This window comes from Streptomyces sp. NPDC055013 (assembly GCF_053608645.1).
In genome coordinates, this window is sequence record NZ_JBSGVW010000064.1 from 1 (window position 1) to 25,002 (window position 25,002).

Sequence of the window (25,002 nt, forward strand, 5' to 3'; positions counted from 1 at the left end):
GGGTCGGGGGCTGCTCCTTCGTGCGGGGGGCTCGCGCGGGGCGGGCGCCGGGGGCTCGGGGGGGGCCGCCCCCCCGCCCCCCGGGGGGGGCCCCCCCCCCACGTCCGGACCCGATCAGCAGATCCGCGGCAACTGCTCACCCAGCGGCAGATCCACCACCCGGGTCCCGCCGAGCCCCGTCGCGACCACGACCATCCCGGGGTGGTCGGCGACGCACTCGCCGATCAGAGTGGCCCCGGCGCCCTGCGGGTGGGCGCGCATCGCCGCGAGGACGTCCTCCGCCTCCGACGGGGGCACGAAGGCGACCAGCCGGCCCTCGTTGGCGACGTAGAGCGGGTCGAGCCCCAGGAAACCGCAGGCGTTCGCCACCGCGTCCGGCACCGGAATGGCCCGCTCCCGCAGTCGGACACCGGTCCCGGAAGCACGGGCGATCTCGTTCAGGGACGCGGCGAGGCCGCCCCTGGTGGGGTCGCGCAGCACATGGATGTCCGGGGTGACCGCCAGCATGGCCGCGACCAGACCGGCGAGCGGCGCGGTGTCGCTGGCCACCTCCACCCCGAACTCCAGCCCCTCCCGCACGCTCATGATCGCCACCCCGTGCAGGCCGATCGGCCCGCTGACGATGACGGCGTCACCAGGGTGTGCACGCTGGGGCCGGATGTCCACCCCGTCGGGCACGAGCCCTACACCGGCGGTGGTGACGTACACGCCGTCGCCGTGCCCGGATTCCACCACCTTGGTGTCACCCGTGGCGATGGTGACCCCGGCGGCCTCGGCCGCCGCGCCCATGGCCCGCGCGATCCGCTCGACCACGGTCAGCTGCACGCCCTCCTCCAGCACGAAGGCGGCGGAGAGATATGCGGGCCTGGCACCGCTCATCGCCAGGTCGTTGACGGTGCCGTTGACCGCGAGGTCGCCGAGGCTGCCGCCGGGGAAGAACAACGGCCTGACCACGTAGGAGTCGGTGGAGAACGCCAGCCGGGCGCCGCCCAGTTCGAGGACGGCGGAGTCCGCGAGCCCGGCCAGGGTGGCGTTGCCGTAGGCGGGGGTGAAGACCTGCTCCATCAGCTCCGCCGACAGCGCACCACCGCCGCCGTGCCCCATCACCACGACCCCCTGGTCGCGCAGCGGGGCGGGGCAGGACCAGTTGGCCGGGTCGACCATCTCGGCGAGTTGTTCAGGCAACGGGGTTCATCTCCTCCCGCGCGGCCCGGTCGGCCTGCGGAGTCGGGGCGTTCATGCGGCGGTACAGGTAGTAGGCCGCGCAGGCACCCTCGCTGGAGACCATGGTGGCGCCGAGCGGCGTGCGCGGAGTGCAGGTGGTGCCGAACGCGGCGCACTCGGTCGGCTTGATCAGACCCTGGAGGACCTCGCCGCTGCGACACTCGGCGGGCTCCTCGGTACGGATGCCGCCGACGTCGAAGCGCTGCTCCGCGTCGTAGGCCCGGAAGGCCTCGGTCAGCCGCCAGCCGCTCAGCGGGATGCGTCCGATGCCACGCCAGTTCCGGTCGGTGACCTCGAACACCTCCTCGATCATGCGCACGGCGGCCGGATTGCCCTCCTCGCGCACGGCACGCGGATACGCGTTCTCCACCCGGTGCTCACCGCGCTCCAGCTGGCGCACCGCCAGGCGGATGCCCTCCAGGATGTCCAGCGGTTCGAAGCCGGTCACCACCATCGGAACGCCGAACCGCTCGGCGAGCCCCGGGTACTCGGCCGTCCCCATCACGCTGCACACATGCCCGGCGGCCAGGAACCCCTGCACCCGGCACTCGGGCGCCGTCATGATCGCCTCGATCGCCGGGGGCACCCGCACATGTGACACCAGCAGACTGAAGTTGGTCAGGCCCAGACGACGCGCCTGGTGCACGGCCATCGCGTTGGCGGGGGCGGTGGTTTCGAAGCCGATGGCGAAGAACACCACCTCCCGGTCCGGGTTGCGGCGGGCCAGCTCCAGGGCGTCGAGCGGTGAGTAGACCACGCGTACGTCGCCGCCCTCGCCCTTGACCCGGAACAGGTCGCGGTCGGTGCCCGGCACCCGGAGCATGTCGCCGAAGGAGCAGAAGATCACCTCGGGCCGCGAGGCGATCTCCAGCGCCTGGTCGATGACGACCAGCGGCGTGACACAGACGGGGCAGCCGGGGCCGTGGATCAACTCCACGTTCTCAGGCAGCAGTTGGTCGATGCCGTGCCGGATGATCGAGTGGGTCTGCCCGCCGCACACCTCCATCAGGGCCCAGGGCCGGGTGGCGGTGGCGCGGATCTCGTCCAGCAGCCGCCGCGCGAGATCGGGGTCGTTGAACTCGTCGATGTACTTCACCGGGCCTCGCTCCCGCTGTCCTTGCGCTCCGTCACCGCGGCGCCGCCCGCCTCCTTGGCCGCCTGCTCCCAGGCGTCCCCGAACTCCTCCTCCAGCAGCCCCAGTTCCTCGAAGAGCTTCAGGGAGGCCAGCGCCGACTCCTCGTCCAGGCGCTGGAGCGCGAAGCCGACGTGCACGATGACGTACTCACCCACCCGCACGTCGCTCACGTACTCCAGACACGCCTCTTTCTGCACACCACCGAAGTCGATCAGCCCGGTGAGCGGATCCGCGCTGTCGTCGATGGACACGACCTTGCCGGGCACTGCCAAGCACATGGGTCACTCCTTCTGTCGTTCGTGCGCCGCGACCACCAGTTGGCCGAGTGCCAACCCGCCGTCGTTCGGCGGGACTTCGCCGTGCCGGAGCACCGTGAGACCGTCCCCGGTCAGCAGTCGCGTGCACTCCTCCTCCAGTAGCGCGTTGGCGAACACTCCGCCGCTTAGGGCGACGGTGGTCAGCCCGGTGCCCTCGCGTGCCCGCCGGCAGACCGCCTGGACGGCCCGCGCCACGCCGCGGTGGAAGCGTGCGGCGAGTACGGGAGCCGGGGTGCCGCGGCGCAGATCGGTGAGCAGCGCGCCGAGCACGGGCGCCGGGTCGTAGGCGCCGCCGGCGAGTCCGAAGGCGTACGCCGAGGTGTCGGCGTCCCAGGCCGCGGCGGCGGCGGACTCCAGCTCCATGGCGGCCTGCGCCTCGTACCGCGCGCGATGACAGACGCCGACGAGCGACGACACCGCGTCGAAGAGCCGGCCCATGCTGGAGGTCGCCACACAGGCCAGACCGCGGGTCAACTGGCGTTCCAGAAGGGCCAGTTCGTCGGGAGCGCAGGCGGCCACACTGGGCAGGTCCGCGTCCCATCGCAGGCCCGCCGCCCACAGCCGCGCCAGCGCCAGGCGGCACGGGTTGGTCACGCCCGCGTCACCACCGGGGAGCGGGGCGGGGGTGAGGTGGCCGAACCGCCGGAAGCCGTTGTAGTCGGCGAGCAGGATCTCGCCGCCCCAGACGGTGCCGTCGTCGCCGTAGCCCGTGCCGTCGAAGGCGACGCCGATCACGGGGGCGGTGCCGTCGAGGGCGTGCTCGGCCATCGCCGAGGCGATGTGCGCGTGGTGATGCTGGACGAACACCGGTGCATGCGCGGGCAGCTGGGCGGCGCGCTGCCGAGCCCAGCGCGACGAGTGGTATCCCGGGTGCCGGTCGGCGGCGACCAGCTCCGGGCTGACGCCGGTCAGGGACCGCAGCTGCGACTCCGCCCGCCGGGCCGCCTCCAGGGTGGCCAGCTCGCCCATGTCGCCGATGTGCGGGCCGAACCAGGCGTGGTCGCCCTCACCGAGGCACAGAGCGTTCTTCAGATCGCCGCCCACGGCGAGCGCGGGCCGCACCGGGACCGGCAGGCGCAGCGGACGGGGTGCGTAACCCCGGGACCGGCGCAGCACCTGCTCCGTGCCGTCGGGGCGTACCCGCAGCAGGGAGTCGTCGCACGGCGACGCGATGGGCCGGTCGTGGGCCAGCCAGGCGTCGGCGAGACCGGCCAGCCGGGTCAGGGCCTCGTCGTCGTCCGTGACGATCGGCTCCCCCGAGCGGTTGCCGCTCGTCATGACCAGGACCCGCGGTCCCGGCGGATCGCCGGGCAGGCCGAACAGCAGGGCGTGTACGGGGGTGTAGGGCAGCATCACGCCGACGTGCGGGCTACCGGGGCAGACGCCGGTCGCGAGGGTGTCGTGCTCCGAGCGCCGGCGCAGCAGGACGATGGGGCGCCGGGGGCTGGTGAGGGCGGCCGTCTCGGGAGCGGACGGCACGGCGATCCGCCGCACGACATCGAGGTCCGCGCACATCACCGCGAACGGTTTGCCGCCGCGTGCCTTGCGGGTGCGTAACGTGTCCACGGCCCGTGCGTCCGTGGCGTCGCACGCCAGGTGATACCCGCCGAGACCCTTCACGGCGACGATCCCCCCGGCGGCGAGCAGCGTCCGTGCCGCCTCCAGGGCATCGGCGTCCCGCGCGGGCCGGACACCGCTCCCGGCCGCGGGCACCAGGCGCAGGCGAGGGCCGCAGTCGGGGCAGGCCACGGGCTGGGCGTGGAAGCGGCGGTCGGCGGGATCGCCGTACTCCCGGGCGCAGTCGGGACACATCGGGAAGCCGGCCATGGTCGTGACCGCCCGGTCGTACGGCATGCCCGTGGCGATGGTGAAACGCGGCCCGCAGTGCGTACAGGTGACGAACGGGTGCCGGTGGCGGCGGTCGGCCGGGTCGGCCAGCTCCCGCAGGCAGTCGGCGCAGGTCGCCGTGTCCGGCGGCAGGAGCGTGCGGCCGGGGGAGCGGTCGGTGGAGCGGATGGTGAAGGCGTCGTCGGCACCGGTGACGGGCAGGTCCTCGAACCCGACGGCGGTGACGGAGGCCAGCGGCGGCGGCTGGACGGCCAGCCTCTCGCAGAAGTCGACGACACCGTCCGGCGGGCCCTCCACCTCGATCAGGACACCACCCGCCGTGTTGCTCACGAACCCCGCCAGCGCGAGATCGGAGGCCAGGCGGTGTACGTACGGGCGGAAACCCACGCCCTGCACCGTGCCGCGCACGGTGACGCGGCGGCGTACCGCCTGTGCGGCGGGCGCCGTCACGAGACGCGGCCGGCCGCGAGGCCGGAAGCGGCGTCCTCATGCGTGTGGCTGTGGCTGTGGGTGTGAGGACGGGGCGCCAGCGGAGGCCGGTGGACCGCGGCCCCGTCCCGCACCGCGAGCACCCGATCCAGGAGGGTGTCGACGCCGTCACCGGTCCGGGCGCAGGAGAACATGAGCTCCACGCCGGGGTTGACCCGCTGGATGTTGGCGGCGAAGGCGGCCTGGTCGAAACCGGCGGGCCCGGCCAGGTCGGTCTTGGTGAGCACCACCAGATGGGCGGAGCCGAAGGCCGTGGGGTACTTCAGCGGCTTGTCCTCGCCCTCCGTCACCGCCATGAGCACGATCCGCAGGCTCTCGCCGAGGTCGTAGGAGGCCGGGCAGACGAGGTTGCCGACGTTCTCCACGAACAGCAGCGAGGTGCCCTCCGGCAGCCAGCTCTCCACGTGCCCGCGCAGCTGCCGGGCCTCCAGATGGCACAGCCCGTCGGTCAGCAGCTGCTTCACCGGCGCTCCCGAACGGGCGAGCCGGTGGGCGTCGTTGTCGGTCGCCAGGTCGGCGGTGAGCGCGGCCACGGGGATGCCCCGCTCCACCGCCCTGGCCAGCACCCGCCCGAGCAGTTCCGTCTTGCCGCTGCCCGGGCTGGACAGCAGGTTGGCCACGCTCACACCACGCCGGGCCAGTTCCTCGCGCAGGCTCGCGGCCAGATCGTCGTTCTTCGCCAGGACGGCCTGAGTGACCTCGTCCACGGAATCGCACATGTGCGCTGCTCCCAGCGGGGGATCGGGGGTTCGGACCGCTATCGATCCTCCGCGCCCTCGCCCACCAGGCGCGGGAGACCGGCCGCGCACGGGTCCGTGGATTCCTCCGGGCGGCTCAACGGGGGCGTGGCCGCCGGGTCGGCGAGCAGCACCGGCACCATCGTGTGCAGAGCGGCGACGGCCCGTCCCACGGCGTCGCGCACGGTCGCGCTGATGCCCGGCGCGATGTCCTCGTCGCCGCGCGGCCGCAGCTCGGGCTCGCAGGCGAGGACGAGGACGCGTGGAAGCGGTTCGTCGCCCAGATGGGTGGCCAGCGCCAGGACCTTCGCCGGGTCCATGCCGTGCGCCTCGGGAACGGGCCCGCCCGCGCTGCCGTCGGGAAGCTCCGGCTCGATCAGCGACAGGGTGCCCGGCTCGTGTCCTCGTACGGACGCGTCGACCAGCACAGCCGTGTCGTAGCCGTCGAGCAGCTCGTACGCCAGGTCCATGCCGCGGATGCCGAAGTCCCGCACCCGTACCTCGGGCGGCAGCGGGCGCCCGTCGAGGGCGCGGATCACCTCGGGACCGAAGGCGTCGTCCGCGAGGAAGATGTTGCCGACGCCGGCCACCAGCAGACGGGTGCTCATCGCGCGCCCCCGGTGGTCAGCGGGTTGGCGGAGCCGCTCGGCTGCTTGCGGACGAAGGCCGAGCGCAGGGCGTGGTACGGGGCACGCGAGTCGAAGAAGATGGCGCGCATACGGGCGAGTTCGTCCCGCCGGTACTCGCCGAGCGGTCGCCGCGCCTCGTCCTCCTGCCGTGCCGCGGCCTTCGCGGCGATCCGTGCCGTGAGGTCCGGGGCCTCGGCGAGGGCGGCGGCCAAGTGGTCGACCTCCCCGGTGAAGTCCCCTGCCGGGACCGGCACCAGACGGTCCACCAGCCCGATCCGTGCGGCCGTCGCCGCGCTCACCGGCAGCGCCTCGGCCGTGAGCCGCGCGGCCGTCTCGGCTCCGGCGCGGCGCGGCAGCGTGTACGTCCAGTACTCCGACCCGTACAGGCCCATGCGCCGGTAGTGCGGGTTGAGGACGCTGCCCGTGCGGCACCAGACCTGATCGGCCGCCAGGGCGAGCATCACGCCGCCGGCGGCCGCGTTGCCGCCGACGGCGGCGACCACCAGTCGGTCGGTCGTCCGCAGCACTGCCTCGACCAGGTCGTTCATGGCGTTGAGGTTGGCCCACGACTCGCCCGCCGGGTCGGCCGATGCCTCGATGACGTTCAGATGGATGCCGTTGGAGAAGAAGTCGCGGGCTCCGCCGAGCACCAGCACCGAGGTGGGGCGGGTGAGCGCGCGCCGGTAGGCGGCGAGCAGCCTTCGGCACTGGTCGGTACTCATGGCCCCGCCCGGGAAGGAGAAGGACAGGAAGCCGACGTCGCCGTGCTGCCGGTAGCGGATGTCGGTCCAGGTGGTGCGCTCCGGGGGCAGTTCGAGCGGGGCGGCTTCCTCCGCCAGCCAGTGCGGGCCGCCGTCATGGCGTGGCGTTCCCTGACCGGTGCCGGGCGGGACCGGGAATCCGGCGAGCACCGAGGCCGCGGGGCGGCGGAACGGCGCCGGGTCGCCGGAGTTCTTGCGGGGGCGCAGCTCCGGGATCCACACCGCGCCGTCCCGGGTGGCCCGGCAGACCGCGCCGGACCGCGTCGCGAGCAACGCGCCGGGGCGCCCGCGCAACAAGTCCTCGCCGTGCCCGCCGTGCAGGAACACCTCCCTGCCGCACAGCTCGTCCAGGACACCCGGCTGCGAGTCGGCCCCACGGAGTTTGCGCAGCACCGTCGCGGTGCCGTCGTTCTCCCAGTCGATGCGTCGCCGCTCCTGGCGGAGGAAGTCGCGCCACACCACGGCAATCGCGGGATCGCTCTGTGCCTTCGGCTTGAACGATCCGTCGGCGAACCGTTTCACCGCCAGCAGGACGGCGGCCGAGGCGGCGTCGGAGACCTCGTTGCGGTACAGGTCGCTCTTCCCGACCGGCGGCACCGGGAAGGAGCCGTCCGCCCAGATGTCGCCCGCGTCCATCGCCGCCTCGGCCTGAAGCACCGTCACGCCCCAGCGCGGCGCCTCCTCGGCGATCGACCAGTCGAGGGAGGACGGGCCGCGGTCGCCGGGTGGGCCCGGGTGCACGATCAGACAGGTGTGCCCCTGCCACACGTCCTCCGGCAGCGCCGTCTTCAGCATCGGCGCGATGATCAGCTCCGGACGCGTTTCGCGTACGGCGGCCCGGACCGCTTCGGGTCCGTGCGAGGCGAGTACGACCTCAACCCGGTGTCCCCGCTCGGACAGTTCGGCGTACACACGCTGGGACAGGCTGTTGAACGCGCTGGCGACGAGCAAGATGTCCATGACACGGCATGTTCGCCGGTCGGGGGAGGGCCGCGAAGGACCACGGCGGCGTTTCGCGAGTCGCCGCCGGTTCCCGTCCGCCATCCGGATCGCATTCCCGGCCGGGTCGCGCGGCTCCCGGCGCCGCCCGCCTACCCGAACGGAGTGGTCTCCAGCAGCTCGCCGGCCATCCGCCGAGCGGGCAGCTCGGTGTGCTCGGCGACGCGCCGGAAGGTCTCCTGGGCGGCGCGGGCCGGCCACTCGGGGGGAAGGTGGCGGGCGGGCAGCCTCGGGTCCGTGCGGATGGTCCAGAGCCATTCGCTGACCAGCCGCAGCCGGGTTCCGATCGGGTCGTCCCCGGGCCCGGCGTCGAGGTGGGCCGTCCACCGCTTGTCGAAGGTGACGTAACGAGCGGCGATGCTCTCCAGGTCCCAGGTGCCGTGGATCATCTGCGCGATGTCGGTGCTGTCGTCCGCCAGGGCGTGGAAGATCTTGACGTGGTCGGCCAGCTCGAGCTCCGAGACCACGGCGGCGACGTCGACCTTCCCGGGGGCGATCCACAGCCCGCTGTACAGCGCGCCGAATCCGGACCAGGCCAGCCGGGAGCGCAGGTCATGGCGTCGGCGCTTCCAGGAGTCGGGGAGGGAGAAGCCGAGCAGGGTCCAGGAGCCGTCCCAGTCGTCGTTGACCGCGCCCTGCTGCCAGATGCGGGTACGGCCGTCCTCGAGGACGCGTGTCGCCTGTGGGGTGAGACCGAAGAACATCTTGCGGCCCTCGCGCCGGCGCCGCAGCAGACCGCGGTTGACCATGCGGGTGAGCGTGGAGCGAACGGCCTGTTCACCGACCCCGACGCGGCCGAGCACCTCGATGATGCTGCCCGAGTAGACGCACAGGTCGCCTTCCTCCAGAACGTGATTGCCGAAGAAGGCGAGCATGAGCGACTGCGGGCGCGGCTGCGGGCCCTCCGAGGTGACCGGGGTGTCCAGGATGTCGTCGTCCTCCACGGTGCACAGCGTACGACCGCCCACCGACAGCGCGGCGGGCGGTCGTACGGCATCACCGGCCGTCGGCGGGGTGGGCAAGGTCGTAGGGGCGCGGGTACGGGGCCGGTCGGTACCGCACATAGCGCGTCGGCGTGGTCGGATCGGCCGCCGTGGCACGGGAGTTGAGGGACTTCGGGTCGGTGCCGACCCAGCTGCCGGCCGTGAGGCGGTCCTCCAGGGTGTGCAGGGCGGCGAGCTGCTCGGCGGGGCTGAAGGTGCAGTGGCCGGCGTTGTCGGTGTACGCCTGCCGCAGCCGGGACGCCGACCCGGCGGCGGTGACGGCCCGTTTCAGGGCGCTCTCCGTCTGGACGGGGACGAGGGCGTCGCCGATGGTGTGGACCGAGAGCTGCGGCTTGGCCAGCTGTCCGGTGAAGGAGCTCGTGCCGCTCATCCACGCCACGGCGTTCGGGTCGGCGTCGACGCGCGGGGCGCGGTTGAGGGTGGCGAGGTCGGCGCGCAGGGACAGACCGGCCTTCCGGTACAGCTCGGTGACCTCCTTGCGGACGGAGGACCGGCCGAGCAGCTTCGCGTAGTCGACGCCGGTGTTCCACGACATGTTGCCGCCCGCCCGCGCCTCCGCCTCCTGCCGCCGGTTGAAGGCGGCGATCTGCAGCAGGCCCTTGACCGCCTCGTACTGGTTGGCCTGCTGGGCTTCCCAGTCGGTCGCCGCCGGCCGGGGCTGCGCGGGCTGGTTCCGGACGGGGATGTTGTGCAGGGCGGCGGCGAGGGCGATCCTGGCCCGCCCTCCGGCCGTCGTCTGCGCGGAGTCGACCACGGAGGTCAGGGCGTCGGCCGCGGCGTCGGCGGCCGCCTGATCGGCGATGTTCACCAGCGGGACGTCGGTGCCGGGCGCGAGGAGCGTTTTGATCGCGAAGACGGGATCGAGGGTGTTGTTCCAGTTGGCCACCCCGCCGTGGACCAGGCCGCACAGCGAGATCGAACCGTCGATCCGCTCCGGATGCCGCTCGGCGATGGCGGTGGTGACGAGTCCGCCGTACGACCGCCCCCAGGCGATGGTGCGGGAGGCCGTCCCGAAGCGTTCGGTGAAGGCGGTGAGGGTGGCGAGCTGATCGGGAACCGCGTCCGTCACAGCCCAGCCGGTGGTGGCGTAGGAGGAGCCGGCGAGGGCGTATCCGTTCCTGAGGAGCAGAGCCTTGGTGGCGTCGTCCGGGGCGTCCTGGGCGGGGTTGGCCGGGCCGGTCGCGTAGCCGTGGCTGAACAGCAGGACGGTCCCGTTCCAGTGGGCGGGCACGTCCATCATGTACGTGGCGCCCGAGGGGAGTCGGCCGTCGACGTGGGTCGTGTCGGAGGCGGCGACGGCGGTCGTTGCGGGCAGCGCGCCTACGGCGAGCAGCAGGGCGGCCGCTCCGGCGATGCGGGTCCGGCGGCGGGTCCGGCGAATGTGCGGTGCCGGGGGCGTGGTGGTGGTCATCGCGCGGAGATTCCCTCCGTCCGGCGGGAGTTGGGACGTTCGGGCGCCGACCCGGACAGGGAGGTGCCGCTGGTCTCGCGCACGAACCAGACGGTCAGCGCGGTGATGAGCGAGCCCCCGCAGATCAGCAGGGCGACGGGGGTACCGGTGCCGCCGGCGGCCACCAGGCTTCCGGCGAGCATCGGGGAGAAGCCGGCGCCGATCAGGGTGGCGCCCTGGTAGCCGAGGGAGGCTCCGGTGTAGCGGACCCGGGTGCCGAACATCTCGGTGAGCAGGGCGCCCAGCGGGCCGTACATCACGGACTGGGCGATGCCGTGGCCGAGGACGACGGCGAGGATCAGCAGCCCGGGCGACTTCGAGTCGACCAGGGCGAGGACGGGGAAGGAGAGCGCGGCCGAGGTGAGGGCTCCGGCGAGGACGACCGGGCGGCGGCCGACGCGGTCGGACAGCGCTGAGGCGCAGGGCAGGACGACCAGGGCGACACAGGCTGACACCGTGAGCGCGGTGAGCACCTGCGGGCGGGCGTATCCGATGCCGGTGGCGTACGCGATCAGGTAACTGGTCAGCAGGGACTGGGCGGTGAAGGCGCCGATGCCGACGCAGCAGGCGAGCAGCAGGGGCCGGGGACGCCGCAGTACGTCGACGATCGGCAGCCGCGCCTCGGTGCGCTCCTTCTTCACTTCGGCGAAGAGCGGACTCTCGACCACCTTCAGCCGGACGAAGAGGCCGACGCCGAGCAGCACCACGCTCAGCAGGAACGGCACGCGCCAGCCCCAGGCCGTGAACTGGTCCCTGGGCATGGCGACCACGAAGGTGACGACGAGCGAGGAGAGCAGGGAGCCGAGCGGGGCTCCCATCTGCGTGAAGCTCGACCACAGGCCGCGGCGGCGCTCCCCGGCGTGCTCGACGACCATGAGCGTGGCGCCGCCCCACTCACCGCCGATGGCGATGCCCTGGACGACACGCAGAGTGATCAGCAGGACCGGCGCCCAGACGCCGATCGTGCCGTACGTGGGCAGCAGGCCGATGAGGAAGCTGGCGCCGCCCATCAGGCCCATCGTGAGCAGCAGCATGGACTTGCGGCCGAGCCGGTCACCGAAGTGCCCGAAGACGATGCCGCCGAGCGGACGGGCGACATAGCCGGCGGCGAACGTGCCGAACGCGGCGATGGTGCCGACGGCCGGGTCGGCGCCGGGGAAGAACAGCTCGCCGAAGACGAGGGCGGCGACGGTGCCGTAGACGAGGAAGTCGTAGAACTCCACGGCCGTACCGAGCAGCCCGGAGAGGGCGACCCTGCGCAGCTGCCGGGCGCTTTCGGGGTTCGGGGGCGGTGACGGTGATGCGACGGGGGACGGGGGCATCGCGGTCTCCCTTGACGGGGGAAAGGACACCGCGAAGGTAGGCTCTGTCGTGACCATCGTCAAGAAAGTGCACAACATTAGGGTGTGCGAGTGCCGTGCAGGTAGGTCGTGATCGCCGAACGGCGCGTTCGTCCGAGGACGGCGAAGGGGCGGCGGCTACCGGGCGGTGATCGCCGCCGCCTCCGTGGGCCGTTTCCGCCAGGTGCTGGTCGACCTCAGCCTCAAAGGGCAGGAGGCAAAGACGGCCTGGCGCTTGGAGGAGGGGAGAACTGCAGCGCTACGGCGCGCATCCCGTCTCACTTCCAGCCGAAGCGGCGGTCCACCACCGCTGTGAACTCCTCCAGGGTCAGCACCGCGTCCCCGTTCTGGTCGGCTGCGTCGAACAGGGCGGACGAGGCGTACTCGTCTCCCAGTGCCCAGGTCGGCAGATCTCCAGAAGCGGCCAGGTACGGGCCCTTGCTGCGCAGGGCGATGATCACCTCTTCGCGGGTCAGGGTCCCGTTCTCGTCGAGGTCGAGTGCCTCGAACAGCTTCCGGGCCTTTTCGCTCATCGTGTCACCCTCGTTCCTGTCGTCGGCCATCGGGCCGACCCACCCCGTTACCAGATGAGAACGCCTTTTCCCCCGCTCGGGTTCCCTTTTCAGCGACGAATGCGAGTGCGGGCGATCAGCCACATCAGATACGGGGCTCCGACGGCCGCCGTGAGCACGCCCACCGGCAGTTCGACCGGGGAGAACATCCGGCGGGCCAGTACGTCGGCGACGAGCACGATCGTGGCGCCGGCCAGGGCGGAGGAGAGCAGCGGGATCTGGGCGGTGCGGGTCAGCCGGTGGGCGATCTGCGGGGCGAGCAGCGCCACGAAGTCGACCGGGCCGGCGGCGCCGGTCGCCACGGAGGCCAGCACGACGCCGAGCGCGGTCAGACCCAGCCGGACCGGACCGAGCCGCACGCCCAGCGCGGTCGCCGTGCTGTCGTCCAGGGACACCATGCGCTGCGCGTGTGCCGCCCACAGCAGCGCCGGGACCAGGGCCAGCAGGATCCAGGCGAGCGGCGCGGCCTGGTCATAGCCCCGGCCGTTGAGGGAGCCGGTCAGCCACACCTTGGCCTGCTGGGCGACCAGATAGTCGCCCTTGGTGAGGAACAGCCTGGTCAGCGAGCCGAGCGCGATGGACACGCCGATTCCGACGAGCACGAAGCGCGTCGCGTGCAGACCACCCCGCCAGGCGAAGGCATAGACGAGCGCGGCGGCCGAGAGCCCGCCCAGGACCGAGACGTACGGCAGGACGGTGTACGACGTGAGCCCGAAGGTCATCGCCGTCACCGTCGCCGCGCCCGCCCCGTGCGTGACGCCGATGACGTCCGGACTGGCGAGCGAGTTGCGGGCGACGGTCTGGACCAGTGCGCCGGAGACGCCGAACGCCGCGCCGACCAGCAGACCCGTCACCAGGCGGGGCAGGCGCAGCGTGCCGACGACGAGTTCGTCGGGGCTCGGCTGCCCGAGCAGCACCCGCACGACCTCCGTGGGCGAGACGTACGACTCGCCGACGCACAGGGACACGACGACCGTCACCGCGAGCACGGCGGCCAGCAGCACCGCGACGGCACACGCCCGGCGGTGCAGCAGGAAGCTGTTGTCCCGCACGCGGACAGCGGTGTAGCCGGAGGGGCGGAGGCGACGAGGCGCGGGGGCGGTGCGATCGAGGGGCTGAGTCACGCCGGCACCGTTGCCTTCCTGCGTACCAGCGCAACCAGGAACGGCACGCCGAGCAACGCGGTCATCACGGCCACCGGCACCTCCGAGGGCGCGAAGAGGACACGGCCGAGCACGTCCGACACGAGGATCACCGTGGGGCCCAGCAGCGCGGACAGGGCCAGCACCCACCGGTGGTCGGCGCCCACCAGCGCGCGGGCGATGTGGGGGACGGCGAGCCCGACGAACGCTATCGGCCCGGCGACCGCGACGGCGACCCCGGTCAGCACGGTCGCGGCGAGCGCGCCGACGGCCCGCAGGAGCGCGACCCGGTGGCCGAGCCCTCTGGCCACGTCGTCCCCGAGGGCCAGGGCGTCCAGCCCCCGCGCCACGACGGCGACCAGCAGCAAGCCGACGAGGACGAACGGCCAGGTCTGTGCGACGACGTCACCGTCCCGGCCGCCGATCGAGCCGACGTCCCAGAAGCGGAACTCGTCGAGGGCGCGGGCGTCGGTGGTGACGATGGCGGACACCACGGAGGCGATGAAGGCGTTCATCGCGGCCCCCGCCAGCGCCAGTTTCACCGGCGAGGCACCGCCGCGTCCGCTGCCCGCCACCGCATACGCGGCCACCGCGGCCAGCCCCGCACCGGCGAACGCGAACCACACATAACCGGCCGGCGAGTGCACCCCGAGGAACGCGATCGCGCAGACGACACCCAGCGAGGCCCCCTGGCTGACCCCGAGAACGCCGGGCTCGGCGATCGGGTTGCGGGTGATGCCCTGCATGACGACCCCGGCCACCGCGAGGGCGAGCCCGACCAGCACGCCGATGACCGTGCGGGGAACCCGCAGCGCCCGCACGACCTGCGCGTTGTCGCTGGTGCCGCCGTGCAGGAGGGCGTCGAACACCTGGGCCGGCGGGATCTGCCGGCTGCCGAGCGCGAGGCTCAGCAGGGCCGCGACCAGCAGCAGGAGCATGCCCGCGACCGTCCAGGCGATACGACGCCGGGTGGCACGGGACATGCGGTTCCTCTTGCTGTTGCTCTTGCCGTGTGGCAGCCGAATCCCCGGTACGGGGGCCTTACTTGGCGAGGTACTTCTCCAGGTCCGCGAGGACCTCGTCGGCCGCGGTGACGCCCAGACCCAGGTACCAGGTCTCGTCGGGGACGTCGTACGCGTGGCCGGCCTTGACCGCCTTCAGGTTCTTCCACAGCGGGTTGCCCTGCGCGCGGGACTTGTCGGTGGCCTTCGCGTCGCCGTACACGCCGGTGAAGATGTAGTCCGCGTCGGCCTGGTCGATGTTCTCGGCGCTGACCTCGGCGGCCAGGTCCTCGATGTCCTGGTTCTTCGGGCGCGGGATGCCGGCGTCCTTGAGGATGGTGCCGATGAACGAGGCGTTGGCGTACAGCCGGATCACACCGTCGGGCAGGTATCGCACCATCGACACGGTCGGCTTGTCGGCGCCCAGCTCGGCGTCGAGCGCGTCGACCTTCTTGTCGTAAGCGGCGAGCTTCGCCTCGGCGTCGGCGGTCTTGTCCAGGGCCGCGGCGTTCAGGAGGTAGTTCTCCTTCCAGGTGAAGCCGGGGCGGATGGAGAAGACGGTGGGCGCGATCTTCGACAGCTCGTCGTACTTGTCCGCGGCGCGCAGCTGGCTGCCGAGGATCAGGTCCGGCTTGAGGCCGGCGATCGCCTCCAGGTTGAGGTTGTTGATCGTGCCGACGTTCTTGGGGGTGCCGGCGTCCTTCTTCAGGTAGGAAGGCAGTTCGGGGGAGCCCTCGGTGGGGGCGAGGCCGACCGGCTCGATGCCGAGCGAGACGACGTTGTCGAGCTCGCCGACGTCCAGGACCACCACACGCTTGGGCTGGGAGTCGATGACCGTCTCGCCCATGGCGTGCTCGATGGTGCGCGGCCACTGGCCCGGCTTGGCGTCGGTGCCCATCGCGGCGGTCTTCTCGGCGGCGGACGCGAAGTCCTTGCCGCCCTTGGCCACGTCCTTCTTGTTGCCGGACCCGGCCGCGGAACCCGCGCTGTCCGAGCCGTCGTTGGAGCTGCCACAGGCCGCGAGGGACAGTGCGGCGGCGACGGCGAGAGCGACGGCGGCTGTGCCGCGGCGCCGGTGAAGCATGACAGGGCTCCCTCATGGTGCACAGGTGGCCATCCATTAGGCCAGGCTCACCTTATCCGTACGGTCTACGTGTGCCGTACACGAGAGCTGTGTGGTCCCTGTCACGGTCCTGTGCTGTGAACGTCGGGCCTCCTTGGCGCCCTGACCTGCCAGGACGCCAAGGGTGGCGAGCGCGTGGCGGTCAGGCCGGCGAGCAGGCGGAGTCGTTCAGCGTGAAGGCGGCCGGGCTCGGGTTGGCGCTGCCCTTCGTGGCCGTGAAGCCCAGGGTGACCGAACCGGCCGGGGCGATCGACGCCGTGTACGACGCGGACGTGACGCTCACGTCGGTGCCGCTCTGGGTCGCGGTGCCGCCCCACGGATTGCTGACGCGCCGGCTGTCGGGGAAGGTCCGGCGCAGCGTCCAGCCGTCGACGGCCGAGCTCCCGGTGTTGCGGATGACGATCTCGCCCTGGAAGCCACCGGGCCACTCGTTCGCCACCCGGTAGGCGACACCGCATGTCGTCGACGAGCCTGCGGACGACGTCGTGACCGTCACCGCGCCTGAGCGCTGCGAGCGGTTGCCCGCCGCGTCGCGCGCGTAGACGGCGAAGGTGTGGGCGCTCGCCGGGGCGAGGCCGGTGACCGTGGCGGAGGTGCCGGTCGTCGTGGTGGCGGCGGTCTCGGTCCCGCCGCCCATGCGGACGACGTCGTAGCCCGTCACACCGTTCGCGTCGGTGGCGGCGGTCCAGTTCAGGGTGACGGACGAGGACGTCACGGCGGAGGCGGTCGGCGTCCCGGGGACGGTCGGGGGAGTGGTGTCGCCCCCCCCCCCCGCGGAGGAGTAGACGGTGGCTTCCTCGGACGTGGCGGCGATGCCGTCCGCGCCGTTGAAGAGCCGCTGCCCCCATGAAGTCAGCTGGTTCGGGTCGAAGCTCGTGACCATGTCCAGGTACTCGACCCCGCCGCCGTTGCCGCTCCAGGACCAGCCCAGATAGCCGAGGCCGAGCTGCCGGGTGACCGCGAGGACGGTGTCCTCGTCGGGGTTGCCGTCCGAGTGGTCATGACCGAACTCGCCCACCACGATGGGGAGTGCGGCTGTCACGAAGTGGTTCAGATAGTCGCTGATCTCGGCGGCCGTGTCGAAGACGCCGTACATGTGGATGGAGAAGACCGTGTTGGCGTCCGGGTCGGCGGCGAAGACCGAGGCGGCGTTGTCGCGCATCGTGAACGCCCAGTCCTGGCCCCAATTGGCGGCGTCGACCATGAGGGTGTGCCGGAAACCGGCGGTGCGCAGCTTCTGGATGGCCGCCTTCGTGTCGGCCGTCCACGCCGCGTAATTCGCGTTGCCGTAAGGCTCGTTGCCGATGTTGACGACGACGTAGTCCTCCTGGCCGAGCAACGCGCTCTGCACGCCGATCCAGTATTCGGCGGCCCGGGAGAGCGTGACGGCGCCGCTCTGTTCGCCGTAGCCCGTGGTGTCGTGGACCTCCAGGACACAGATGAGCCGGTTCTGCTTGCACTGGGCGACGACGTTCGCCACGTCGGCGGTGTCGTTGCGGGTCCAGCGGTCACCGCTGGAGAGGACCACCCGCACCGTGTTCGCGCCCTTGGCCTTGATGTGGGCGAGGGAGCCGATGCGGTCCGGATACCAGGTGTGGGCATGGTTGACGCCCCGCATGACGAAGTCGTTCCCGTTCGCCTCCAGCAGCCGGCCGTTCGCGACCCGGAAGCCCGGCGGCGCGGCATGAGCCGGCGTGACGACGGCAAGCAGCGGGAGAAGAAGTGCCAGGAGTGCTGCGGCCACGGTGACCGGCCGTGGGACGGCGGGGAGGCGGAATCTCATGGCGGCTCCAGGAGAGGGGAGTTGGGGGTGGGGGGGTGTCAGGTGTGGCCTCGCCGCCGTGCCGTCGGCGGCCGTGCTGAGGGTGCCCTGCTACATGGGAGCGCTCCCACATCCCATCAAGCCACTGTTGTCATTGACGCGTCAAGGGGCGGGAAGTGCGGCTGCGATGCTGTCATGGAGAGCACCGACCGAGGAGGCGCCCATGCCCGAGCCGTCCGTCCTTGCCGCGCTGGTGTCCGGATTGCGGGGTGGATCGATCGAAGTCGTCGACCTCACCTCGCCCCTGTCGTCGACGACACCGGTGATCCAACTACCGCCCCAGTTCGGGCAGACCGCCGTCTTCGAGCTGGAGGAGATCAGCCGGTACGACGACCGGGGTCCCGCCTGGTACTGGAACAACTTCCGCAGCGGCGAACACACCGGCACCCACTTCGACGCCCCCAACCACTGGGTCACCGGCAAGGACCTCGCCGACGTGGCCTCGGTTCCGGCCGGCAAGCTGATCGCACCGGCGGTCGTCCTGGACTTCACCGCCGAGGTGGCCAAGAACCCCGACTTCCTGGTCGAGGTCGACCACGTGAAGGCCTGGGAGGCCGAGAACGGCCCGTTGCCCGACGGCGGTTGGCTGCTGCTGCGCACCGGCTGGGATGCCCGCTCGCACTCCCAGGAAGCGTTCCTCAACGCCGACGAGAACGGCCCGCACACTCCCGGTCTGTCGGTGGAGTGCGCCCGTTGGGTGGCCGAGGAGTCACCGGTGATCGGCCTCGGCGTCGAGACGGTGGGCACGGATGCCGGGGGCGCGCACTCGTTCGAGCCCGCCTTTCCGTGTCACTCCTACCTCATGGGCAGCGGCAAGTACGGTCTGACGCAGTTGCAGAACCTCGCCGCGCTGCCTCCGACCGGCGCCGTCGTCGTCGCAGGACCGCTGCCCATCGTCACCGGCTCCGGGGCTCCGGCACGGGTGCTGGCCCTGGTGGAGCGCTCATGAACGTCGCTGAAGCGGTCGGCCGGGCGCTGTGCGCGGCCGGGGTCGGCCAGGTCTTCGGGGTGGTCGGATCGGGCAACTTCCATGTGACGAACGCGCTGGTCGCGGCAGGTGCGCGGTTCGTCGCCGCACGCCATGAGGGCGGCGCGGCGACGATGGCCGACGCGTACGCCCGGACCAGCGGCACGGTCGCCGTGGTGAGTGTCCATCAGGGGCCCGGCCTGACCAACGCGATGACGGGAATCGCGGAGGCGGCGAAGAGCCGTACGCCACTCGTCGTCCTGGCCGCCGAGGTGACCGAGCCCCGGTCCAACTTCCATGTCGACCAAGAGGCGTTGGCCCGCGCGGTGGGCGCGGTCCCGGTTCGGGTCACCTCCGCGGAGGAAGCCGTCGAGCAGGCGTGCGCGGCGGTACGGCTGGCGGTGCGGGAGCGGCGTACCGTCCTGCTCAACCTTCCGCTGCCGGTCCAGGCGCTGGAGGTGCCCGACGGTGCCCTCGCGCAGGCGGCGCCACCGCCGCGGCGGGCCGCGGTCGAACCGGAGGCCGACGAGGTGGCTGCCTTGTCCCGGTTGCTCGGGCAGGCCCGGCGGCCCGTCTTCGTGGCCGGCCGGGGAGCACGCGGGCCGGGCTGTCGCGAGGCCCTGGAGGCGGTCGCCGAACGGCACGGCGCGCTGCTGGCGACCTCGGCCGTCACCCACGGGCTCTTTCACGGAAACCCCTGGTCCCTGGGCATCTCCGGCGGCTTCGCCGCACCCTTGGCCGCCGAACTGCTCCAGGGCGCGGACCTGGTCGTCGGCTGGGGCTGCGCCCTCAACATGTGGACGATGCGGCACGGCAACCTCATCGGCGCCGACGCCACCGTCGTACAGGTCGATGACGAGTCCTCGGCGCTCGGGGCGCACCGGCCGGTGCATCTCGGCGTCACCGGAGACGTCGGGCTCACCGCGCGTCAGGTGTTCGCGGTGGCTGACGGGCCGCGGCAGGGGTATCGGACCCCAGAAGTCCGTGCGGCCATCGCCGCGCGCGGGCGGCTGCGTGACGTGCCGTACGAGGACAGGAGCACGCGGGAGCGGATCGATCCGAGGACGTTGAGCATCGCGCTCGACGACATCCTGCCCGCGGAGCGGGTCGTCGGCGTGGACTCCGGCAACTTCATGGGCTACCCGAGCGCGTACTGGTCGGTGCCGGACGAGAAGGGCTTCTGCTTCACGCAGGCCTTCCAGTCGATCGGCCTGGGGCTGGCGACCGCGATCGGGGCGGCGCTGGCACAGCCGGACCGGCTGCCCGTGGCGGCGCTCGGGGACGGGGGCGCGCTGATGAGTGCCGTGGAACTGGACACCGTGCGCCGGCTCGGGCTGCCGATGGTGGTCGTCGTGTACGACGACGAGGCCTACGGTGCCGAGGTGCACCACTTCGGTCCGCACGGGCACCCGCTGGACACGGTGCGCTTCCCGCCGACGGACATCGCCGCCATGGGGCGGGGCTACGGCTTCGATGCGGTGACCGTTCGGACCCGTGCCGACCTGAAGGCCGTCGTGGACTGGGTCGCCGGGCCGCGGACCGCGCCGTTGCTCGTCGACGCCAAGGTCGTCGCCGATCGAGGGTCGTGGTGGCTGGAAGAGGCCTTCCGCGGCCACTGAGGGGTCCGCGAACGCCGACCCGCCCGCCGCGGCTCAGCACGGGGCGACAGGCGGGTCGACGTGGGCGGGATCAGACCGCCGGGGCCGGGTAGGTCGGGTACTCCACCCCGGAGACGTGCTGGACGACGCGGATGACCTGGCAGGAGTAGCCGAACTCGTTGTCGTACCAGAGGTAGAGGATCGCGTTGTCGCCCTCCACCTTCAGCGCGCCGGCGTCGATGATCGAGGCGTGCCGTGAGCCGATGAAGTCGCTGGAGACCGCGTCAGGGGCCGAGGTGAAGTCGATCTGCCGGCGCAGCGGCGAGGTCAGCGACACGTCGCGCAGGTGGTCCAGGACCTCCTCGCGCGATGTCTCCCGCTTGAGCTGGAGGTTCAGGATCGCGATCGACACGTCCGGCACCGGGACCCGGATCGAGCTGCCGGTGATCCGCGCCTTGAGGTCGGGCAGCGCCTTGGCGACGGCGGAGGCGGCGCCGGTCTCGGTGATGACCATGTTCAGCGGCGCGGAGCGGCCACGGCGCTCGGACTTGTGGTAGTTGTCCAGCAGGTTCTGGTCGTTGGTGAACGAGTGGACGGTCTCCACGTGACCGCGCAGCACGCCGTACTCGTCCTCCATCGCCTTCAGCGGCGGGACTATGGCGTTGGTGGTGCAGGAGGCGCAGGACAGGATCTGCTCGTCCGGCTTGAGGGTGTCGTGGTTGACGCCGTGCACGATGTTCGGGACGTCGCCCTTGCCCGGCGCGGTCAGGACGACCTTGTCGATGCCGGGGCGCAGGTGCTCGGACAGGCCCTCGCGGTCGCGCCACTTGCCGGTGTTGTCGATGAGGATGGCGTTCTTGATGCCGTACGCCGTGTAGTCGACCTCGGACGGGTCGTTCGCGTAGATCACCTTGATCGCGTTGCCGTTGGCGAAGATCGTGCTGCTCGCCTCGTCCACGGTGATCGTGCCCTGGAACTGGCCGTGGATGGAGTCCCGGCGCAGCAGGGAGGCGCGCTTGACGATGTCCTGCTCGCCGCCGCCGCGCACGACGATGGCACGCAGGCGCAGGCCGTTGCCCGAGCCGGACTTCTCGATCAAGAGGCGGGCGACGAGGCGGCCGATGCGGCCGAAGCCGTACAGGACGACGTCGCGGCCCTCGCGGCGCTCGATCTTGTTGGCTCCGGTGGCACCGGCGACGGCCTCGGCGGTGAAGGCCTCGACGGTCAGACCGCGGTCGTCGGCCTTGTACGTCGCGGCCAGCATGCCGATGTCGATCTGCGACGGGCCGAGGTCGAGCGCGGTGAGGGCCTGCACGAACGGGAGCGTCTCGGTGACCGAGAGCTCCTCACCGGCGATCTGCCGGGCGAACCGGTGGGTCTTCAGGATGCTGACCACCGACTTGTTCACCAGGGAGCGGCTGTGGAGGAGGACGGTGACGTCCCGCTCCCGGTGCAGCTTCCCGATGAGCGGGATCATCGACTCCGCGATCTCCTCGCGGGTCTTCCAGTTGGTGAACGAGTCGTCGTTGACAGTCACGGGCCTATCTTTCGAGCTAGGTGGCGCTCATATGCTAACCGCAGGGTGCGACGATCGTTCAAAGGGGGGTCGGTGAGGTGGGAGACTGACCTGGTTTGTGGGTTTTTCGCCCGCATGTGGAGAGGGAGTAAAGGGTGGAGTTGGAGCTACGGCATCTGCGCGTGCTGTGCGCCATCGCGGACGCGGGGAGCGTAGGCCGGGCCGCGGCGGAGCTGGGCTACTCGCAGCCCGCGATGAGCACCCAACTCCGGCGCATCGAGCGGTACTTCGGGGAGACCGTGTTCGAGCGCGGGCCGACCGGCGTGCGGTTGACCGCGTACGGCTTCGAGGTGGTCGCCCAGGCCCGCGACGTCCTCACCCGTGCCGACGCGATCGGACGCCGGCCGGCGTCCGGCTCCGCGGCGGCGGGCCGGACCCTGCGGGTGGCCGCCACCAACTCGCCGATGCTGGCCGGCATGGTGTCGGGCGTGCGCACCCGGCTGCCGGACATCACGCTCGCGGTGAGCAGCGTGTACGCCTCCTCGCGGATCGTCGAGCTGCTGGAGGAAGGCGTGGTGGACGCGGCCATCGCCGCGGACTACCCGGGCAGGGAGCTGGAGCACTCGGACGCGGTGGCCCACCGCGGCATCGTCACCGAGCCGACCTTCGTGGCCCTGCCGTCCCGGCACCCCCTCGCCCAGCGCACGCAGGTCGCTCTCGCCGATCTCGCCGAGGAGGCGTGGTTCCTGACGCCGGACGACGGCGCGGGCTGGCCCGGTGTCTTCCACTCGGCCTGCGCGGCGGCCGGCTTCACGCCCGCCGTCACCCATGAATTCCTCGGCGACCAGCAGCAGTTGCAGGGGATGATCGCCGACGGCTTGGGGGTGGCCGTCGTGCAGCCGACGATGCGGCCGGTGCCGAACGTGGTCGTCAAGCCGCTGGCCGGTACGCCGTTGTGGTGCCGGTATGTGCTGGCCTGGCGGCGTGCGACCGTCGCCGATGACACGGTCGAGGCACTGTTCCAGTCCGCGATCGCCACTCATCGCCAACTCGTGGGCCAGTCGCCGCACTTGAAGGCATGGGCCGCGCGGACCTGGAGCGCCGCCGAGGGGTAAGCGGCGCCGTATGGCGGGGCAGCGGTGTTATGTCTGCTCGGTGCCATGTGCTATGTCACACGGCATTGTTGAGCGGAGGCGGCGTTGAGACAGTGCCTCACACGCCTCAGCACCCCACACCGAGGCGCATCCATCCGTGGAGGACCCCCAGATGCGCTACCGCTTCGTGCTGCCCAGACGCATGGCCCCGGCGCTCGCAGCCTGTGTCACCGTCTGCGGCTTACTGACGACGCCGGCTCTCGCGACCACCGCTCCCCAGGCCGACGCCGTCCCGCTCTCCACCCGGTCGGTGAAGCCGACGCCGCCTCCGCCCCCGACCGCATCGACCACCGAACCCACCGCCCACCCCGTCGCGCGCGACCGGCAGCGCACCCCCGCCCACCTGCCGCCCCTGACACCGACGCCCGAGCCCGACCGTCCCGGCGCGCAGGTCGCTCCGAAGGCGGCCCCGTGCAGTCCCGCCGACTTCGGCAGCAGAACGGGATCCGCGCTGGTGGCCTTCGTCAAGGCCTCGACCACGGACTGCGTCAACAGCCTCTTCTCGGTCACCGGCACGGACGCCCGCGCCGTCTTCCGTGAGTCCCAGATGGTCACCGTCGCCGAGGCGTTCACGCGCACGGCACAGAGCTACCGCGGCGACAACTCCACCCGCATCTGGCAGCTCGTGCTCTTCTTGCGCGCCGGCTACTACGTGCAGTTCAACAACCCCACCGACGTCGGCCCCTACGGCACTCGCCTGGCCCGGAACACCGTCCGCGGCCTGGACACCTTCTTCGCCCGCACACCGTCGAGGGACGTCACGGCGGCCAACGGCGACGTGCTGAGCGAGGTCCTCATCCTCACCGACAGCGCCGACCAGCAGCCCCGCTATCTGGCGGTCTACCGGCGGGTTCTGAACGGATACGACAGCTTCTACGACGCCATCCCCAGCATGCTCGCGGCCGTCAACGCGGTCTACACCCCGCTGTGGCGCGGCAATTGGAACGCGGACTACGTCAACGCCGTGGCCGCCGACCCGTCCATCGTCCGGACCCTCCACAGGTTCGCGCTCGACCACCTCGACCTGCTGCCCACCGACCGGGCGTATCTGGCGTCCAACGCCGGGATGAACCTGGCCCGGTACGTCGAACACCCGTCGCTGCGAGCCATGGTGCGGCCGCTGACCAGGCAGCTGCTGAGCGCGTCACGGATCACCGGCCCGACGGCCGGGCTGTGGGTCGCGGTGGCGACGCAGGCCGAGTACTACGACAGAGCCAACTGCTCCTACTACGCCGTCTGCGACCTGACCGGCCAACTGACCAGGGCCGCCCTGCCGATCACCCACCTCTGCGATGCGACCCACACGATCCGGGCCCAGGCGCTCACTCCGGCCGGCCTCGACGCGGCGTGCGACAGCGTGCTCGGCCAGGACGCGTACGTGCACGACCTGGTCAAGGACGACGGCCCCATACCCGGTCAGTACCTGTCGACCATCGACCTCGTCGTCTTCGCCGGCCCCGCCGACTACCGCACCTATGCCGGAGCGATCTTCGGCATCAGCACGGACAACGGCGGCATGACCCTGATCGGAGACCCGGAGGACCCGGCCAACCGGCCGTTCGCGGTCATGTACCAGAAGGAGCAGGACGACGGTCACGCCGCCCGCATCTGGAACCTCAACCACGAGTACACGCACTACCTCGACGCCCGCCACAACATGAAGGGCGACTTCGCCCAGCAGATCTCGGTGCCGGACGTCTGGTGGATCGAGGGAGTGGCCGAGTACGTCTCCTACGGCTACCGCGGCATCGCCTACGACCGGGCGATCGCGGAGGCGGGCAAGCACACGTACCGGCTGAGCACCCTGTTCCAGAACACGTACACCAACAGCGACGTGACCCGCACCTACCCGTGGGGCTACCTCGCCGTCCGCTACATGTTCGAGCGCCACCCGGCCGACGTCCACCGCATGCTCGCCCGCTTCCGCGTCGGTGACTACGCGGGCGGATACGCCGTCTACGCCACCGACATCGGCACCCGCTACGACGCCGACTTCGACCAGTGGCTGACGGAGTGCGCGGCCGGGGCCTGTGCGGCCGGCGCGGCCGTCGGCCGAGGCCGGTCCGCGGTATCCGCACGCGGCCTCTGAGTCCCGGCCCGTGGGCCCCCCCGCGGGGTTCCCCCGGGGCCCCGGGCCCCCGGCCGAAGCCGGGGGGGGGCGGGGCGGGGGGCGG

General features: G+C 71.8%; 20 protein-coding genes. 4 read left to right on the forward strand and 16 right to left on the reverse strand.

What is annotated here, in order from left to right; genetic code table 11:
- Window positions 1-114: 114 nt before the first annotated feature.
- The 15 genes from hypE to ACWGDB_RS40785 form a co-directional block, all read right to left on the reverse strand.
- The gene (gene hypE / locus ACWGDB_RS40715) at window positions 115-1,164 is read right to left on the reverse strand and encodes a hydrogenase expression/formation protein HypE (RefSeq protein WP_453827114.1); all 1,050 of its coding nucleotides are present in this window, start codon (window positions 1,162-1,164) and stop codon (window positions 115-117) included.
- 13 nt (window positions 1,165-1,177) lie between these two features.
- The gene (gene hypD, locus ACWGDB_RS40720) at window positions 1,178-2,320 is read right to left on the reverse strand and encodes a hydrogenase formation protein HypD (RefSeq protein ID WP_453827096.1); all 1,143 of its coding nucleotides are present in this window, start codon (window positions 2,318-2,320) and stop codon (window positions 1,178-1,180) included.
- Window positions 2,317-2,637: a HypC/HybG/HupF family hydrogenase formation chaperone gene (locus tag ACWGDB_RS40725; RefSeq protein ID WP_453827097.1), complete on the reverse strand. Its 321-nt coding sequence runs from the start codon at window positions 2,635-2,637 to the stop codon at window positions 2,317-2,319. The genes hypD and ACWGDB_RS40725 overlap by 4 nt, the downstream gene beginning before the upstream one ends.
- 3 nt (window positions 2,638-2,640) lie before the next feature.
- Window positions 2,641-4,974, reverse strand: a complete 2,334-nt coding sequence (gene hypF, locus ACWGDB_RS40730; protein WP_453827098.1) for a carbamoyltransferase HypF — start codon at window positions 4,972-4,974, stop codon at window positions 2,641-2,643.
- Entirely contained in the window at window positions 4,971-5,732 is a 762-nt protein-coding gene (gene hypB, locus ACWGDB_RS40735; RefSeq protein ID WP_453827099.1) for a hydrogenase nickel incorporation protein HypB, read from the reverse strand. The genes hypF and hypB overlap by 4 nt, the downstream gene beginning before the upstream one ends.
- Before the next feature lie 38 nt (window positions 5,733-5,770).
- Window positions 5,771-6,358, reverse strand: coding sequence for a hydrogenase maturation protease (locus ACWGDB_RS40740; RefSeq protein WP_453827100.1), 588 nt, complete (start codon window positions 6,356-6,358; stop codon window positions 5,771-5,773).
- Window positions 6,355-8,100: a hydrogenase maturation protein gene (locus ACWGDB_RS40745; RefSeq protein ID WP_453827101.1), complete on the reverse strand. Its 1,746-nt coding sequence runs from the start codon at window positions 8,098-8,100 to the stop codon at window positions 6,355-6,357. The genes ACWGDB_RS40740 and ACWGDB_RS40745 overlap by 4 nt, the downstream gene beginning before the upstream one ends.
- A gap of 131 nt (window positions 8,101-8,231) precedes the next feature.
- Window positions 8,232-9,083, reverse strand: a complete 852-nt coding sequence (locus ACWGDB_RS40750; RefSeq protein WP_453827115.1) for a PaaX family transcriptional regulator — start codon at window positions 9,081-9,083, stop codon at window positions 8,232-8,234.
- A gap of 52 nt (window positions 9,084-9,135) precedes the next feature.
- On the reverse strand, window positions 9,136-10,554 hold the full coding sequence (locus ACWGDB_RS40755; RefSeq protein WP_453827102.1) for an alpha/beta hydrolase family protein: 1,419 nt from the start codon (window positions 10,552-10,554) through the stop codon (window positions 9,136-9,138).
- Complete coding sequence (locus ACWGDB_RS40760; protein ID WP_453827103.1) at window positions 10,551-11,915, reverse strand: MFS transporter; 1,365 nt, start codon at window positions 11,913-11,915, stop codon at window positions 10,551-10,553. Before ACWGDB_RS40760 ends, ACWGDB_RS40755 begins: the two co-directional genes overlap by 4 nt.
- 296 nt (window positions 11,916-12,211) lie before the next feature.
- Window positions 12,212-12,466, reverse strand: a complete 255-nt coding sequence (locus ACWGDB_RS40765; protein ID WP_453827104.1) for an EF-hand domain-containing protein — start codon at window positions 12,464-12,466, stop codon at window positions 12,212-12,214.
- A gap of 89 nt (window positions 12,467-12,555) precedes the next feature.
- A complete protein-coding gene (locus ACWGDB_RS40770; protein WP_453827105.1) occupies window positions 12,556-13,629 on the reverse strand; it encodes a FecCD family ABC transporter permease in 1,074 nt (357 codons plus the stop codon).
- Window positions 13,626-14,630: a FecCD family ABC transporter permease gene (locus ACWGDB_RS40775; protein ID WP_453827106.1), complete on the reverse strand. Its 1,005-nt coding sequence runs from the start codon at window positions 14,628-14,630 to the stop codon at window positions 13,626-13,628. Before ACWGDB_RS40775 ends, ACWGDB_RS40770 begins: the two co-directional genes overlap by 4 nt.
- Window positions 14,631-14,688: 58 nt before the next feature.
- Complete coding sequence (locus tag ACWGDB_RS40780; RefSeq protein ID WP_453827107.1) at window positions 14,689-15,732, reverse strand: ABC transporter substrate-binding protein; 1,044 nt, start codon at window positions 15,730-15,732, stop codon at window positions 14,689-14,691.
- A gap of 181 nt (window positions 15,733-15,913) precedes the next feature.
- Complete coding sequence (locus tag ACWGDB_RS40785) at window positions 15,914-17,554, reverse strand: cellulase family glycosylhydrolase (RefSeq protein ID WP_453827108.1); 1,641 nt, start codon at window positions 17,552-17,554, stop codon at window positions 15,914-15,916.
- Between the two features lie 202 nt (window positions 17,555-17,756).
- Here ACWGDB_RS40785 and ACWGDB_RS40790 point away from each other — a divergent pair, with 202 nt between their 5' ends.
- On the forward strand, window positions 17,757-18,542 hold the full coding sequence (locus ACWGDB_RS40790) for a cyclase family protein (protein ID WP_453827109.1): 786 nt from the start codon (window positions 17,757-17,759) through the stop codon (window positions 18,540-18,542).
- Complete coding sequence (locus tag ACWGDB_RS40795; RefSeq protein WP_453827110.1) at window positions 18,539-20,179, forward strand: thiamine pyrophosphate-binding protein; 1,641 nt, start codon at window positions 18,539-18,541, stop codon at window positions 20,177-20,179. Before ACWGDB_RS40790 ends, ACWGDB_RS40795 begins: the two co-directional genes overlap by 4 nt.
- A gap of 70 nt (window positions 20,180-20,249) precedes the next feature.
- Here the strand turns inward: ACWGDB_RS40795 and ACWGDB_RS40800 are convergent, their stop codons facing one another.
- Complete coding sequence (locus ACWGDB_RS40800; RefSeq protein ID WP_453827111.1) at window positions 20,250-21,695, reverse strand: glyceraldehyde-3-phosphate dehydrogenase; 1,446 nt, start codon at window positions 21,693-21,695, stop codon at window positions 20,250-20,252.
- Window positions 21,696-21,829: 134 nt separating this feature from the next.
- On the opposite strand from ACWGDB_RS40800, the gene ACWGDB_RS40805 reads away from it, so the two are divergent.
- Window positions 21,830-22,789 (forward strand): LysR family transcriptional regulator, encoded by a 960-nt coding sequence (locus ACWGDB_RS40805; RefSeq protein ID WP_453827112.1) that lies wholly within the window; start codon window positions 21,830-21,832, stop codon window positions 22,787-22,789.
- Window positions 22,790-22,925: 136 nt separating this feature from the next.
- Window positions 22,926-24,917, forward strand: a complete 1,992-nt coding sequence (locus tag ACWGDB_RS40810) for a collagenase (RefSeq protein WP_453827113.1) — start codon at window positions 22,926-22,928, stop codon at window positions 24,915-24,917.
- Window positions 24,918-25,002 lie beyond the last annotated feature (85 nt).